The following is a 14,516-nucleotide window of genomic DNA, read 5'->3' on the forward strand; positions in this document are numbered from 1 at the left end:
GAACCGATAGCTCAATAATATAAAAAACAGTCGATCAACTTATAATGTATGTAGTTCATAAATTATCTCAAGATCCAAGTAAACGTTCTCTGGACAATAGCCTTGCTAAGAATTGTGAAGGCCGTTATTAGTGCAATGAAGTCATAATGTTACTGAGTGACTTATTGCGGATGTCAGGCATTGGATTATGCCATTGATTTTGATGTGATAATTTATGGTATATAGTCATTCTCCTTCTTTGGTGAAATATCTACTCACACTCTATGCAGTCGCCTATATAGAGGTTTACAGCCTTTGCAATAATGAGCATTAGCCTACGTGATTACATTGTTTTTTTGACGTGGAGCGTTCCCATAAGTAAACGTTTTAATCTTTTGCCAAGTGTTTTAGTGAAAAGTTAGAGCGTAACTTTAAGATGAAATAGCTAGTCAGTAATTGCTATTTGGTAGCGATCCTGCCCTGAGAAAAGAATTATTAATGAAAGCGCAGAGAATTTCGAGGGACAAGAACATTGTTCCATTCAAAGTCACTATATAGCGGCTTTTTTGATTTTAAGGAACTAAGTTCTTGCCTTGCTGAGGATAAGAACTTGGTATCATTTCGGATTAGGTAGTATTATCGAGGATGGTCGACAAATAGGCCATCTTGGACTGGGCATAAATTAAAAAGTTGATATCCGTCAGAAGAGCGTGACAACAATTACACATGTTGATTCGTCAATTCAAACTAGCAACAGTAAGAAAGATCAAGAAAGCAATAGTATGATCACTGATTTGTTTAGTACTTTTGGTTATGAACTTAAAGCTATATAAGCAACTTCCATTCACTATAAATGAAGCTGATTATTGGTTCGAAAATGCTGAGGACATCTACACAGGAAAGCTAAGAAGAAATAATATTCCTTTCTTTCGTGAAGACTCGCAAAAATGTTTTCTAAATGCTTCCGTATTTGGGCAAAACCGAATAGTCTGCCTTCATGAAAGGCGATGCCATACGAGATAAGCTTGGCCATAATCCCATAATCCGCAAAGCGAACATCGGTAAGTACCGCACCGCTGTATTGGTCAATATGAAGCGTAGCGCTGTGACCTGGCTTGGAGTGGGAAGTAGATACGGTGAACACACCCGTTGTTCCGGTAGGGTTGGTAATCGTATAGGGCTTGATAACTTGCTGATCATCCGCGATTTGGGCAATGTCGTTGAGTCCGAGTGGAACATATCCTCCAGCCATGGAAACAGGAACGGGAATATTCTCGGCTGCCCAAGGCAGATCCTCGGCAATATCTTTCGCTACTGTAACGGATTCAGGTTTTTCTCCAAAACTGTAGGCGAAGGGAGGCGTATTCGTATTGGTCGAATTGGCTAATTTATCGATCTGACCGCCGAGTATCCCTGACCAAGGAAGGCCACTTAAGATCATCATTAGAATCAGTAGAGATAGCCAGAAGGCAGGGACAGCATGTAAATCACGCCAAAAGAGTCGACTTCCCGGTTTGCTAAGTCGTGGTAAAATCGTTCCCCAAATGGATGCTTTATTTCTTGGCCACCACAGGAATAGTCCCGTTAAAATTAGAATAATTGCCCAGCATGCCGCAAGTTCGACAAGTCGGTTCGCGAACGTACCACCGATCACAAGTTCACTATGCATTTTTTTGAAAAAAGCAGAGAACGTCTTGCTGCTATCCATTGCGCCGCGCGCGTGCCCCGTATAAGGGTCCACATACATCGTCTTGGAAATTCCATCACTGATGACGGAAAGCTTATAAGTTGACTCCCTATTGTTTTCCAATGTGATCGAAGATACCACCGTTCCGGGATAACCCTTGACTATTTTCCCGACAATACTCTCTGGTGCCATCGGTGTTGTCCCGACTTCACGGACGGTCAACATATCTTTGTACAGCTGTCCTTCAATCTGAGGTTTGAATAAATAGACGGCGACGCTAAAAGCTAAAATAATTAAAAAAGGCGCAAAAATAATACCAGCGTAAAAATGCCACCTCCATACGGATTGATAGACGGACTGGCGTACTACGGATGATGTTTTTCTTTTCATTTCGGGTGTAGAAGAGCTTGAATGTTCTGCGGGCATCGTCCTCATCATCTAACTCCATTCTTAACTGAATAAAATACTTTTTAAGTATACGGGAGCCTTTCGAATTAGAAGATGGCTCAACAGAGCTATCTGGTGATATATAAAAACTTTTTTGTTCATCATTTTGTCACTTTACAGTTTTCAATTCGGTATTATCCATTAGTAGCAATGGATTCCATAGAAAAACTCCAAACTTAACCTCAAATTACCTACATTGTTGTTCAGGATCATGTCCATACTAGAAAAGTGGTTAAGAACCGATAAAAATAAAGAGGGTGAAAGAAAGATATGTAGAATCCACTAAATGAGAAATGTGAATATTTATTATGGAAACTGGAGCACTCAGATGTTTAAGCTTATGTTTAAAATAATCAATTGCAGTTGTATGCTGTGTTTTTCTTTCAATTTGTTAGTCTTGCTCAAAAGTTATTTCGAATTTAAAATACTGAATTATTTTTAACATTGCACTCATATAGAAAAGTTGAAAGGAAAATAGAATGAATAATCTTGACTTAAGGGAAGAAATTCTAATGTTAATTCAAACTAAACGTGAAGGAGAATATTGGGATTTCAAAGAGAAGTATCACATTAATGCAGCTAACCTATTACACGATATAATTTGTATGGCTAATAACGTAGTTGATCGAGATTCTTATATTATCTTTGGAATTAGAGACCAAACGTTCGAAATTGTGGGAGTTAAAAATGATGAAAATCGAAGAAATCAGCAACAAATGATAGATTTCTTAAAACACAAAAAATTTTCCGCTGGAATTCGTCCTAGTATTAAAATGCAATCTTTAATGATTATGCAAGAAGAAGTAGATGTTATTATTATAAAAAATAGCACAACTACCCCTTACTTCCTGATTGAGGATTTTACAAGCTACGGAAGAAAGGTTCGTTCGGGTCACATTTATACAAGGATAGGGGATACAAATACTGATATAGATAAAGTCGCAGACATAAACTATATTGAGTATCTTTGGAAGAAAAGGTTTATGTTGATGAACTCTCCTTTAGAACAAATTATTAAGCGGCTTGAACACAAAGAAGAATGGGTATTAGATGAATGTTCAGAGGGTTATATTTACTCCAACATCTATAAGCCTGAATTTAAAATTGTACTTTATGAGGACGAGAATGCTGGACTTGAGCAATACCCTGATTTTTACGCCTATGCGATGAACGACCCCGAAACCTTGTATCGAGAGTTTGATATTCAATATCAAGGTATTCAACAATTTAGGGGACAGATCGTTGTTCTTGATAGTGGTCTATACCCAACGGTTATTCCTGAAAAGAGTAGGGTTCAGTTTTTAGAGGATTATGACTTTGGATATTTCATTGAAGGTAGTACGACTCAAAAACTGAGCGATTTTTTTTACATTGAGAATAACGATAAAGAAGGGATTTCTCGTAAAAGTTTTTTTAAAGTCATACTTTTATTTAGAAATGAGCACGAAAGGGATCAGTTTATTGTTCATGTACAGCGGAATGAAAGTGACTTTAAAAATAAGCTTTACTCTCTAAGCGAAGATTATTCAGCGCTTGAGTTAAGTTCTGAGTATCTCAAAAATCAAATAGTAAAACATCTGAATACGGGGAAAGCACTTAATCAAATGCTTACAGAGTATCGGAACATAACCAAGATTAATTTAAAAAGCAATGAATAATGTGTGATATCTTCTGTTAGATCATCGTACTGGCTAAGGTCATTATGAGAGAGCCGCTTAAGGTCTTCTTGTTTAACACCACTTTGTTCAAATACCCGCCAGGTGAAAAAATTCCAGCGACAAGAACATATTCCCATTAAAGCCGCTAATTTAACGGCTTTTTCATTTTATTGATACCAGTCTATACTCTGAGCTAAGGACATGAACTTATATCGATTGCCGAAATAGAAAAGAACATAGTACCCTTACCGATTTAGATGGATGTCCTAATTTTGTGCATATGCCACGTAAAACCATTGTAATAAAATTAACATTATTATGAAACAACTGGTACAAAGAAAACTCGGTGTAATGTTGCGGGACAAGAATATCGGGCCATTCCAGATTAGAATGTTATCTAAACAGGTTTATGATAGGAATCATGTTGCTTGAAAAGAGCAATTTTGTTTAATGAAGGAAGTTAAAATAAAGAAAATATAATAATCAAATTGAGGTAAGAAATTGAAAACAAAGAAAAGTATGAGACAGATATGCCCAAAATGTGGGTACGAGAAATGTGTTCCCAGACTGTATATCGATAATCCAAAATATCCTTCTGGTTCAATTCTGAGATGTAAGCAGTGTAAATCACTCTTTTCGCTTAAAAATGGAGCATGGGCCTTTTGGAAGGAATGGGAATGAGCTACCGGGAAACGTTAGCTCATTCCATCATAAAAAGCAGCCGATCATATGCGATTGGCTGCTTTACACCGTGATCCGTGAGAGGTACATTTTACATATCATGGCGATTCTTTTTTAATTTTGCATAACTCTTGTTACATAATCTACACTACCATACGTTTTTATATTTTACCTGCGTTATCAGTTGATTGTACCGATTGGAGTGACACAACCGAATTGTACAAGAATATGGTTACATCGCCGGCAAGTGTAGATAGGCTTAAGGTTCATGTCGCACAGCAGCCTCTTTATCTAGAACCACTTATAACTCGAGATAAACGCAGCATAGGCTAAGTAATTTGAGTAAAGTTATCAATCCATGTTTATTATAATTTCTTCTTTTCTAGACTCCCAATCACATATTAGTCCGATTCTAAAGGCATCACCTGAGTAATTTGATGTTATACGAATAGTTGAGTTAAGTGGTTCTCTAAAGAAGCTGACATATGCATCAATTACTTCATCATAACCGTCAATGACTATGAAATGTGCTTTAGGCGGAACATTACTTTTCACCCAATTCACAAGCCATGATGGCATTTTGCAACTAACCCAATATGAAGCTAAATCTCCCGCGTTGCAAATACTGCTTCGAATCGGATCAAAAATGTCTTCAAGTATGAAAGCTTGGCCTTTAAAAAGGCTAAGGGCGTTGAACGCTGATTTTATATAAATCAAGGGAAAAGATACGTCTTTGACGTCATCAATCATATAGTTGTATTGATATTTTGAAGCTGAACTAAGGAGAAATGGATTTATATCTGGTAAAGCTCTCAGAGTTATTAGCTTACAAAAGTTATCCATATTAAAATTCTTTATAGAGGAGCATACATAAAACCTATTTTCGTGATAAGCAATACTTACAAAATTACACGCAGTTGAAGAGGGCGGATTTATAAAAATATACTTTCGATCTGTGCTTCTTATAAAAGTATTTAAAGAAGAATGGAACTTTTTTAATGTACCTTCAGGTTGTTTTGAGAGGTTATCAGAAATATACAAAGGGCGCTTCATATTCCATGCTTCATCAAATTTTATAAATATTTGTGGTAAAATCCGAACAACTCCACTGAACATAAATCCTAACCTATATGGAACTAAAAGAGTATCCAGTTCTTTCTCAGGAGAGATAGCGGTAAAAATATGTACAACTGGATTTCTCACTTTCAATACATTTAATGATCCTCGTTTTCCTGGTCCGAAATTATTTCTATTTATTGAGAGTAAAGAATTTCTGAGTGCACGTAATTCAAATGAAGAAAAGTGATTATTTGCTTCATTTGAAACAAATCCACATGGTAATTTCTTAATCCCTCCCAAACCTGCTGGAATGACATGTTCTTGATTCGAATACTCAAGTTTCTCACTAAAGTACTTGTAGTAGATACACTGGTTCATGAAGCACCCTCTCTTTATTTATATAATAGGAAGAACTCAGATTTAAATAACTTCGACAATATATTCAAGAAAATGAAATAATATTCTCTCAGGCTCTATCTCATGTTAATTTGTAAGATTATTATATCAAAGGAATTGCCCCTAGTGCATCCTAACGTATGATATAGTTGTTGTTGGAACAATAAGGTTGAAAAAGGTCGTTCATCGTATTCGTTTGGTAACCAAACCATTGCTTTTCCGAAGAGATAATTAAACTGTTGAGGAGACGATGAGAATATGATTACTCAGAAGCAATTTGTTGATTTTTTAAGCGAAATTGAACCAAGTTCGACCACCAAGACTAATGCTAGTGATGCACATACAAAAGTTAGAAAGCATCTTTGCGAATACATTACATTTAAAGATTATCACTTAAACACATTTCTATCTGGCTCCTATAAACGAAATACCGCAATTCGCCCGAAAAAAGTGAATGGTGTTGTTTCACGTCCTGATGTCGATATTATCGTAGTAACAAATCATACGCTAACTGACAATCCTAAGGGTGTTGTTGATTTAATATACGACACATTGGATTCAGAGTATGATTCCATCCGAAAGCAAAACCGTTCGATTGGAATTGTAACCGACAAAGTAGATATGGATGTTGTGCCTATTATTGCTCCGGATGGTATTGAGGGCACACTATATATACCTGACCGAAAAATAGAGGAGTGGATTGTAACTAATCCACCTAAACATACTTCTTGGACAACTGAGGTTAACAAGGAAACCGGAGGTAGATTTAAACCACTTGTGAAACTTATGAAGTGGTGGAGACGGCAGAACAAAACGATTTCAAAAAAACCCAAGGGTTTTGTAATCGAATGCATCGTCGCTGAATGTATGGACCGTCAAGAAACGCAATATGGAGAACTATTTGTTGGTACTTTAGAAAAAATAGTTGAGAAGTATGAGTTATGGGTATCGTTGAATCTTGTGCCGACCATCGACGATCCTGGTGTAGAAGGGAATTCGGTAACAAATGGTATGTCTTTTGCTGCATTTGAAGGATTTTATAATAAAGCGAAGGCACATGCAATTTTAGGAAGAGAAGCAATTGAAGAACAAGATTCAGAAAAATCACTCCAAAAATGGCGCACTTTATTCGGAGATCGTTTTCCTCGTTCGGGCTCAGCACAGAGTAACTCGTTATTAGCAAGTGCTGTCGCGCCCAATTTAACTTTTCCGAACCATGCCATTGAGCCAAAAAAACCGGGAGGGTTTGCATAATGGCGTTTTGGTTCTTAAATAATGGTATTCGATTTTCCCATGAGCGAAGAGAAATTGAAACGCTTCAAGCGACAAAAACATGGCTATTAGGTGCCGAATGGAGCATAGATGGGAAAAACTTGATTGTAAATGCTGAAATTAACGCCCATGGTCATATTTATGAAGTCGTTCTAACCTATTCGGATTTTTTTCCAGCAATTCCGCCATATGTAGTTCCAAAAGAATCTGATGTACGATGGTCAGATCATCAGTACAGCAATGGCACTTTGTGCTTAGAATGGGGACCAGATAATTGGAATCCCGAAGTAACAGGTGCTCAAATGCTTGAAAGTACATATCGACTTTTGGAAACGGAGAACCCTCTTGGAAAAGAAGAATATGGGATAGTTCCTTCACGCCATTTCCTAACAACTGGACAATCTTTTCGAAATAAAGGACTGCGGATGCATATGACACCCACGATATCTAAATTTTTAAAAGCGCTGAGTGAAAAAGAGTCTGGTCTGGCTTCTGTAGAATTTGTACTTGATGAAACTGCAATAATATATCATATAGTAAAAATCAATGATTTTTTCAATGAATTTTTACCTGAACCTTTCAAGGAAACTTCTGTTGGACATCAGTGGTTAGTTTATCGCTCTTCGTCCACAGCTGAACAAATAAATACAATTAAAACAATAGAACAGCTTCAAACTTTGATTAGGCAACAAGATGGTACTGAGTTAGAACTCAGAGTCTCAAATAGTGACGATAACTATAAGGGGCTTTTATTAATCAATTGCGAAGGCGATGCACATAGTTATTTATTGACCGAGAAACAAATTCTTAATGTTTCCATTGTGTTAGATGAGAGTATTAATCAAAGGATGCCTGAAATTTGTCAGGGTTTACATGATAAACGAATTGCTATTATCGGTTTAGGTTCGGTGGGGAGTAAAGTGGCAGAAACTTTATGCCGAATGGGAGCAAAAGAATTTTATTTAGTTGACGAAGACCTATTTTTAATCGGGAATTTAGAACGGCACAGCCTCGATTGGCGTAACATTGGTTATCATAAGGTAGACGCCGTCTCCAGTAATTTAAAACACATATCATCCAAAGTTAAGGTAGATAAAGTAAATATAAATTTAACCGGTCAAGAATCCAATGCATTTGTAAATGGGACGCTTATTAAAGTAAGTGCCTGTGATGTCATCATTGACGCTACGGCAAACAGCCAAGTCTTCAATTTGTTAGCTTCTATCTCAGCATTATGCGAAAAACCATTTGTTTGGGCCGAAGTTTATGCTGGGGGAATAGGAGGGCTAATAGCACGCAGTCGTCCAGGTAAGGATCCCAAACCTCAAATTATGAGGCAAGTATACCATCAGTTTACTGTTGACACACCAGATATGGAACTTCAAGTTCCTGCACCTTACACATTAGAAAATTCTGACGGACAAGTTCAAATTGCTTCTGATGCTGACGTATCCATTATCGCCTATCATCTAGCAAGATTTGTTGTAGATACTGTATCAGAGCAGGAGGAATCGATGTTTCCTTACTCGATGTATGTCATTGGTTTATCTAAAGGTTGGATATTTTCTCAACCATTTGATACACGACCAATTCAGACAGATCATCTGTTATCGACTGAGAGTTTTGATGGCGAAGTTGATCTAGATGAAGAACAAAACAACCTTGCTTTTCTAATGGAACTTCTGGAGAAATCAAATGATTAAAATCTTATTGCCTATTGAGTTTGAACGTAAATTAATTACTGAACTTCAAAACGCAGGAACTCGAGAGATCGGTGGTGTTTTGATGGGAGAGCACGTATCGGAAGGCGTATTTCGAATTAAAGATCTTACGTTTCAACGTGAAGGAGGAACATGGATAAGATTCGTACGAAGAGTAGGAGATACCCTTAAACAAACAATGAAAGCCTTTTTCCAAAAGAATGAATACCAATACACGAAATACAATTATATTGGAGAATGGCATTCCCATCCATCGTTTGCGTTGGTACCTAGTTTGAGTGATCAGAAAAGTATGTGGGAGGTTGTCAATGATCCTCACGTAGGTGCTAATTTTGCCGTTTTGTTAATTGTTAAATTAGATGCTGCGGAACTTAAAGGTAGTATAAACTTGTTCGTTCCAGAATTTGATATGCAGGTTGGAGAATTAATTTTGGAGGGAAACCACTATGAAGGATAAGGATGTGCTCTCACCGTCCTTGCTTGAAGCTCAATCGCAAGGTGGTGATACGGCAGAAACAGGTTTCAATTTCCAAACAAATTTAATTTTGTGTAAAATTCCTCTTTGGTTATCTTTAGAAGGGTTTGATTCTTTCATTCGCGAGGGAGTAGCAGACTTCGAAGTGAAGTTTTTCTCACCGACCGATGGGATTTTCAGAGAAGGGCTTGAAGCAAAGAACCATCATATGACTCCAAAAGAATTCTGGACTGAGATAGACAGGTTTAAAGAGATGGATGAAGGAAGCCCAGGAACTTTTGGACAATTTACTGTTTGTTGCGTGGGTATTTCTGACGAATTAAAAACTCTTATCAATGGTTTGCGTAGAATCCGAGATCCGAAGCCATTTTACGATGAGGATTCGGGAGTTGTATCAAATTCGTATTCTGACTATGTGGAAAGAGTCCTTAAATTGGGAAAAAGTGAAGAATTAGCAAAATTCATATATAAAAAGGTCCTTATTGAGCCATTTTGGAATTTGCTTTCGGATGAAGACTCCACAAAAGCAATTTTTCAACAACAATTAATCAAACACTTTCCTGATTACAATGACTTACCAAGTAAAGAAATTAGTAAGATTTATCCATGTTTGCTTGACTTAATTCGTTCCAATAAGGCACGACCGATTACAAGGCAAAAGCTAGAGCATGTAATAAATGATGCGCTAAGTGAAAAATTTAGGTTGCCATCGAAACCAGTAACTATTATTACTGAAATAGAAAAAGTCACCCAAAAGGAAAAATCTCTGCAATTTGAGTGGGATGCTTTTTTTGGAGGGAGTGCAAGGGAATATCCTTCACCAGATGAATGGAATACGCTGCTCATGTCTCAATTAAATCAAACTTCGAAATGGATTAAGGAGAATCGCATAAGCCGAAGAGTGGAGTTAAAAGGCAGTCGACGTATTTCAGCTGCATTAGCATTTGGCTCTCAATTCTCTGCCGTTAATGGTTTCAATGTGGAAATGGATTATCGTGGAGAGGTATGGGCAACTGATGAACATGCCGATTCAGAAACACCAGACTATCCGATTTCTGGTATGTATCATGAAGGAACGGGTGAGCGTCTCGTGGTGACTATAGGTATCATGAAAGATCAATTAGCTGAAGAAGTCAGACGCTTTTTAGAGGGTGGGTTGAATGTTAATTTGACGAGCCCAGTGTTAAATATCCATTCAGAAAAGCCTATAATTAATGCTAAGCAAGCTAATTTGGCAGTGGAAAAAATTAAGAAGGAGATACAACAAGTAACCAGTAAACATGAAGTTAAAATTATAGATTTTTTCTATGCAGGTCCAAGTCACTTAGCGCTTTTTTTTGGGCATCGTTCAAATACACTGCCTCCCATCCAGTGTTATGAGAGGGTTTCTAGTAATACTTACGTTGCTACGTGTAAAATTTAATAAAGCAAGGTAAAGTAAATTAGTCGTTGGTGGATACTATGTTTTTCTTGTTCTTTCAATTTTGTTAGTTTTGCTAAAAAGTACAATATTGAAATTAGTGTTGAAGAATTCAAAGAGTTTGAACAGTTTCTAATAAAACCTTTAATGGGTACAAAAAACTAATTGGAGGTAGCTGCAGAGAACTTCATTTACTTAATGCTTCAACAAAAAGTTAAAAAACATCATAGTCTAGCTACTTTCTAATATAAATTTAGTGCTACGTTTTAAAGCTTTTTAACTCTGGAGATCCATTATGAGTTTAAAAATACACCATGAAAAAGAAATTGTTTTGATTGAAATTTTGGTTATAGAGTGACATAACTTACTAATGATTTTGAGACCTACTGATTTTGGAAGAATATAATATTACTGAATTTAATAATTCTTCTTCCTATTAAGAAAAGAGGGCATAGCCCTCTCCTTACTATTGTTTTTTGTATGTTTGGTTTTTCTTTGGGGTTGGTGGAAGCGTATCACCTTGCTTTACGGTAACACCGGTTTTAATCGTACCACCTCTCGGACCAAGAACTTTATAATCTCCTGTTTTTGGGGCTGAATTACCTGACTTTAATGGCTTTGACATGTTATCACCTCCTTGTACTTTCTTTTACGAAATACTTAAGTACAAGTTTCTAATTACTATGTTAGAAGAATTAAATAGGGAAGATGGATTATGTGTCAAAAGACGATATGTAGCCGCAGGATAGCTTGTAATCAACCAAGTTTCTAATTATAATGCATATATAGGTGTAAGTGCTTCCAGGATTACAGGAGTCGTTTGATGATGAAACGTAGTACGGAGAAGCTGATTAAATGGTGTTGGATTTTTTGGGTAACGTTTCTGTTGTATAAATTACTTAGTCATTAATTAAAGAACAAAGTACGTACACCTATTAATTAAATCTAAATTCCTGGAACCTCCTCTTATTTTAAGGGGAGGTTCTTTAAACATAAAAATAATACTCTCATTGTTTTCTCAAAATATCCGTTGTATAAAACAAATAACAATGGTCAATACCACTCACTAATCTGATCACAAAGGAGAATAGATTAGTGAGTATAGAGAAAATCATTCAATTTGTTCAATCATCACAATATGAGCAAATGAACTCCACAGGTGCAAAAATACACTTGCTGAGACAAGTCATTGGTGAATATCAATCATCCCTGGGACTTCAACGACTTGAATGGACTGAGCATGGCGTTGTTGGAAAATTCCTTGCAAATAAACACTATGATATGAAAAATCCACAATTATTCGACTTATTAGAGAATCATGGAGTTCTGTCGAAAGTGGTCCGGATTAAATTAAAACAATTAAATGAGACAGAGAAATTATTGCTTCAAGAATTCTGTACGGCTGGCAACGCATATTTAAGATTTACTCCAATTAGAGGAATTGGTGGTCACAGTGAAGAGGAACTCAGTGTATACAGAAAGAATTTAACCAACAAAAACATATATGACCTCTTAGGCCAATGGAAGCATTATAAAAGGATCTACTCTAGCTTTGTTGAACAGTGGGAATCTATACGTAATCTGGCATGTAAGGAGATGTTGCGTACGAATCAGCACAAAGTAACCTTATCTGTAGGAAAGCTAAGTGTAGTAATTCCAGATCCAAACATTGATACCGATGCTGCATATAAAATGGGAGGGGAGAAACTGCTACAACGAAGTGGAAAAATTAATATGGAACAAGTAAGATTATATGCAGCTAGAGGATACTTTTCATTGTCACAAGTGTATGAGCATCTATATGTGAAGAACATCCAAACGAAATATTTGCTTTTAACATTAACGAGTGAGCGTAATATGATGGAGGGACTAGTACAGCAGAATAATAAATACTCTTGGATTAACATACAAAGTGAAGCAGCCTGGAAGGAATAAATGAAACACAAAAAAGCCGATGTATCTGACATCGGCTTTTTTGTGTTAACTATCGAAAAATTCAGATAAGAGCAGGTTAACCTTTTTTAAATCGGAAGATTTCATAGGCCAAAGCTTCTCATTGATTTCGTTTAGCAATTTCTCTTTATCACTTTTTCCAGTCTTAACATACTTGCTGTAATAAAAAAGTTCATGGACATTGACTTGAAGAGCATCCGCAATTTTCTGGAGATTTAACAAGGTAATATTTTTCTCGGCACGTTCAACGCCCCCGATGTAGGAGAAGTGAAAACCAGCCATTTCGCCTAATTCTTCCTGCGAATATCCTTGTTTTTTCCGTAATTCGCGAACACGCTGTCCTACTAATCTTAAAACAGGTTCGTTCATTGCCACACCTCTAATTCAGTCTAAACAATGGGAAACCTTCGATACATTAATGTATATAGATTATTTAATTAAAATGATAAGTTTATATATCAATTTGTTTGGGCATACATGATAAAGGAGGTGGAGGGGATGACAAATCACCTAAAAGCAGATGTTGGAATTGCTACCATAACAGCTCAAGGGATTTTGTTTAATGGTCGATTTTACACAAACCGAGCAGTGATTAAAAAGAAATGGTTTGTACTAGCGAGAGAGGAAGGACAGTGGAAGATACCTGTTGTGTACTTACACAACTATTATGAAGCCATAATTATTATATCTTTAAAACACCAGGAGGTAAGTTTGGCTATGTGGGTTAATATTGAAGATTTGAATTTGGAAGAAGTGGAACATTATCATAATCAACTAAACAAGTTAAAGAAGCTCAAGAAAAACATAACTAAACAGATAAACTAAGATGTCATTTCTGAAAAAAATAAAGCCTCATCTGCAATAGATAAGGCTTTTCATGATAGTCATTTGATAATACTAGACAAAATTAAATACTTCTCAACTGATTCTATATTTCGCTGAGCCAATTGCTGCTTTGTGTTTCTCACAGTATTTTTTTCAGCATACTGTAGACCAAAAGAGTGGGTAAGCTGCCTAGTGGTCACTTCCGAGACACCGAATTTTGAAGCATACTTTTTAACAAAAACTTGAATAGTCCTTTTAGAAATTCGTTTCCCGTGTACTTCACCATTGCTCTTAGCTAAAAAGAATGCTTCTTCCTCATTTTGAGGATTATAAAATTTCATTCTCGTATTCATGTATTCAATAAGGTATTGTTTAGCTTTTTCTCCAAACATAACTTTATGTCTCATTCTGACTTTGGCTTGTTGTCTCGTGATTAGGATATAGTTATCGAACAGATTTAAATCATTTATGTCCATATTAACTAAATCACTTACAATTAAGCCGGATTCCAAAAGTAATGTAATAATACTCACATCTCTGGCTCGATTTTGAATATAGAACCACTGAGCTTGGAGGTTATTCTGCTCAGAAACTCCTTCCTGAACGAATTGAACAAATTGATAGATCTCATTAAATCGCAAAACTTTGTTTTGCATCTGACGAGCGACTTCCATTGGACCTTTGGGCCTCTCCATAGTAAATGTAGCAAACCAATTACGGCGTAAAACTGGAACCCCCTTGATCTCAAACTCGAGATGTATGAAGCTAAATAATGAACGTAATGCGTTAAACTTACGCACCATAGAGCTATATTGCAAATTTCTTGACACATATAAATGGTCAACAAATTGCTCCACATGCTCACGTTTAATATCATTAAACAACTCCAATTTCAGCTCACTTTCAGATGCAACGTATGGCCAAAGCTTTGGTCTGATCCAAC

At 36.4% G+C, this 14,516-nt stretch carries 12 protein-coding genes; 7 read left to right on the plus strand and 5 right to left on the minus strand.

The genetic code is table 11. The annotated features are described in order from the left end of the window. Positions 1-826: 826 nt before the first annotated feature. Positions 827-2,056, minus strand: a complete 1,230-nt coding sequence (locus ACWXW9_RS28370; RefSeq protein WP_494932104.1) for a PepSY-associated TM helix domain-containing protein — start codon at positions 2,054-2,056, stop codon at positions 827-829. 536 nt (positions 2,057-2,592) lie between these two features. Between ACWXW9_RS28370 and ACWXW9_RS28375 the strand changes: the two genes are divergently transcribed. Beyond that, the gene (locus tag ACWXW9_RS28375) at positions 2,593-3,771 is read left to right on the plus strand and encodes an ATP-binding protein (protein WP_494932105.1); all 1,179 of its coding nucleotides are present in this window, start codon (positions 2,593-2,595) and stop codon (positions 3,769-3,771) included. 1,032 nt (positions 3,772-4,803) lie between these two features. On the opposite strand, the gene ACWXW9_RS28380 is transcribed toward ACWXW9_RS28375, so the two are convergent. Continuing rightward, positions 4,804-5,889, minus strand: coding sequence for a hypothetical protein (locus ACWXW9_RS28380; RefSeq protein ID WP_494932106.1), 1,086 nt, complete (start codon positions 5,887-5,889; stop codon positions 4,804-4,806). 276 nt (positions 5,890-6,165) lie between these two features. Here ACWXW9_RS28380 and ACWXW9_RS28385 point away from each other — a divergent pair, with 276 nt between their 5' ends. Genes ACWXW9_RS28385 through cap4 form a run of 4 tightly spaced genes read left to right on the plus strand, consistent with a single transcriptional unit; the run spans position 6,166 to position 10,798 of the window. Beyond that, the gene (locus ACWXW9_RS28385; RefSeq protein WP_494932107.1) at positions 6,166-7,161 is read left to right on the plus strand and encodes an SMODS domain-containing nucleotidyltransferase; all 996 of its coding nucleotides are present in this window, start codon (positions 6,166-6,168) and stop codon (positions 7,159-7,161) included. After that, the gene (locus ACWXW9_RS28390; protein ID WP_494932108.1) at positions 7,161-8,882 is read left to right on the plus strand and encodes a ThiF family adenylyltransferase; all 1,722 of its coding nucleotides are present in this window, start codon (positions 7,161-7,163) and stop codon (positions 8,880-8,882) included. Before ACWXW9_RS28385 ends, ACWXW9_RS28390 begins: the two co-directional genes overlap by 1 nt. Beyond that, on the plus strand, positions 8,875-9,357 hold the full coding sequence (locus ACWXW9_RS28395; RefSeq protein ID WP_494932109.1) for a Mov34/MPN/PAD-1 family protein: 483 nt from the start codon (positions 8,875-8,877) through the stop codon (positions 9,355-9,357). The genes ACWXW9_RS28390 and ACWXW9_RS28395 overlap by 8 nt, the downstream gene beginning before the upstream one ends. Beyond that, a complete protein-coding gene (cap4, locus tag ACWXW9_RS28400; protein ID WP_494932110.1) occupies positions 9,347-10,798 on the plus strand; it encodes a CD-NTase-associated endodeoxyribonuclease Cap4 in 1,452 nt (483 codons plus the stop codon). Before ACWXW9_RS28395 ends, cap4 begins: the two co-directional genes overlap by 11 nt. 463 nt (positions 10,799-11,261) lie before the next feature. Here cap4 and ACWXW9_RS28405 read toward each other — a convergent pair whose 3' ends face one another. Next, positions 11,262-11,420 (minus strand): YjzC family protein, encoded by a 159-nt coding sequence (locus tag ACWXW9_RS28405; protein WP_143038097.1) that lies wholly within the window; start codon positions 11,418-11,420, stop codon positions 11,262-11,264. Between the two features lie 470 nt (positions 11,421-11,890). On the opposite strand from ACWXW9_RS28405, the gene ACWXW9_RS28410 reads away from it, so the two are divergent. Next, positions 11,891-12,730, plus strand: coding sequence for a hypothetical protein (locus ACWXW9_RS28410; protein ID WP_494932111.1), 840 nt, complete (start codon positions 11,891-11,893; stop codon positions 12,728-12,730). A 45-nt stretch (positions 12,731-12,775) separates the two neighbouring features. Here the strand turns inward: ACWXW9_RS28410 and ACWXW9_RS28415 are convergent, their stop codons facing one another. Beyond that, entirely contained in the window at positions 12,776-13,117 is a 342-nt protein-coding gene (locus ACWXW9_RS28415) for a helix-turn-helix domain-containing protein (RefSeq protein WP_184185472.1), read from the minus strand. Between the two features lie 129 nt (positions 13,118-13,246). Here ACWXW9_RS28415 and ACWXW9_RS28420 point away from each other — a divergent pair, with 129 nt between their 5' ends. Next, the gene (locus ACWXW9_RS28420; RefSeq protein ID WP_494932112.1) at positions 13,247-13,573 is read left to right on the plus strand and encodes a hypothetical protein; all 327 of its coding nucleotides are present in this window, start codon (positions 13,247-13,249) and stop codon (positions 13,571-13,573) included. Positions 13,574-13,632: 59 nt separating this feature from the next. Here ACWXW9_RS28420 and ACWXW9_RS28425 read toward each other — a convergent pair. Continuing rightward, positions 13,633-14,516, minus strand: an 884-nt coding sequence (locus ACWXW9_RS28425; RefSeq protein WP_494932113.1) for a tyrosine-type recombinase/integrase, incomplete at its 5' end; no start/stop codon positions are given.

The sequence above is a fragment of the Paenibacillus sp. LT-B23 genome (assembly GCF_059417685.1).

What these genes read in the sequence shown, in the direction of transcription:
- ACWXW9_RS28370 (WP_494932104.1), bottom strand. Translation starts at nt 2,056, where the DNA reads ATGAAAAGAAAAACATCATCCGTAGTACGCCAGTCCGTCTATCAATCC.
- ACWXW9_RS28375 (WP_494932105.1), top strand. Translation starts at nt 2,593, where the DNA reads ATGAATAATCTTGACTTAAGGGAAGAAATTCTAATGTTAATTCAAACT.
- ACWXW9_RS28380 (WP_494932106.1), bottom strand. Translation starts at nt 5,889, where the DNA reads ATGAACCAGTGTATCTACTACAAGTACTTTAGTGAGAAACTTGAGTAT.
- ACWXW9_RS28385 (WP_494932107.1), top strand. Translation starts at nt 6,166, where the DNA reads ATGATTACTCAGAAGCAATTTGTTGATTTTTTAAGCGAAATTGAACCA.
- ACWXW9_RS28390 (WP_494932108.1), top strand. Translation starts at nt 7,161, where the DNA reads ATGGCGTTTTGGTTCTTAAATAATGGTATTCGATTTTCCCATGAGCGA.
- ACWXW9_RS28395 (WP_494932109.1), top strand. Translation starts at nt 8,875, where the DNA reads ATGATTAAAATCTTATTGCCTATTGAGTTTGAACGTAAATTAATTACT.
- cap4 (WP_494932110.1), top strand. Translation starts at nt 9,347, where the DNA reads ATGAAGGATAAGGATGTGCTCTCACCGTCCTTGCTTGAAGCTCAATCG.
- ACWXW9_RS28405 (WP_143038097.1), bottom strand. Translation starts at nt 11,420, where the DNA reads ATGTCAAAGCCATTAAAGTCAGGTAATTCAGCCCCAAAAACAGGAGAT.
- ACWXW9_RS28415 (WP_184185472.1), bottom strand. Translation starts at nt 13,117, where the DNA reads ATGAACGAACCTGTTTTAAGATTAGTAGGACAGCGTGTTCGCGAATTA.
- ACWXW9_RS28420 (WP_494932112.1), top strand. Translation starts at nt 13,247, where the DNA reads ATGACAAATCACCTAAAAGCAGATGTTGGAATTGCTACCATAACAGCT.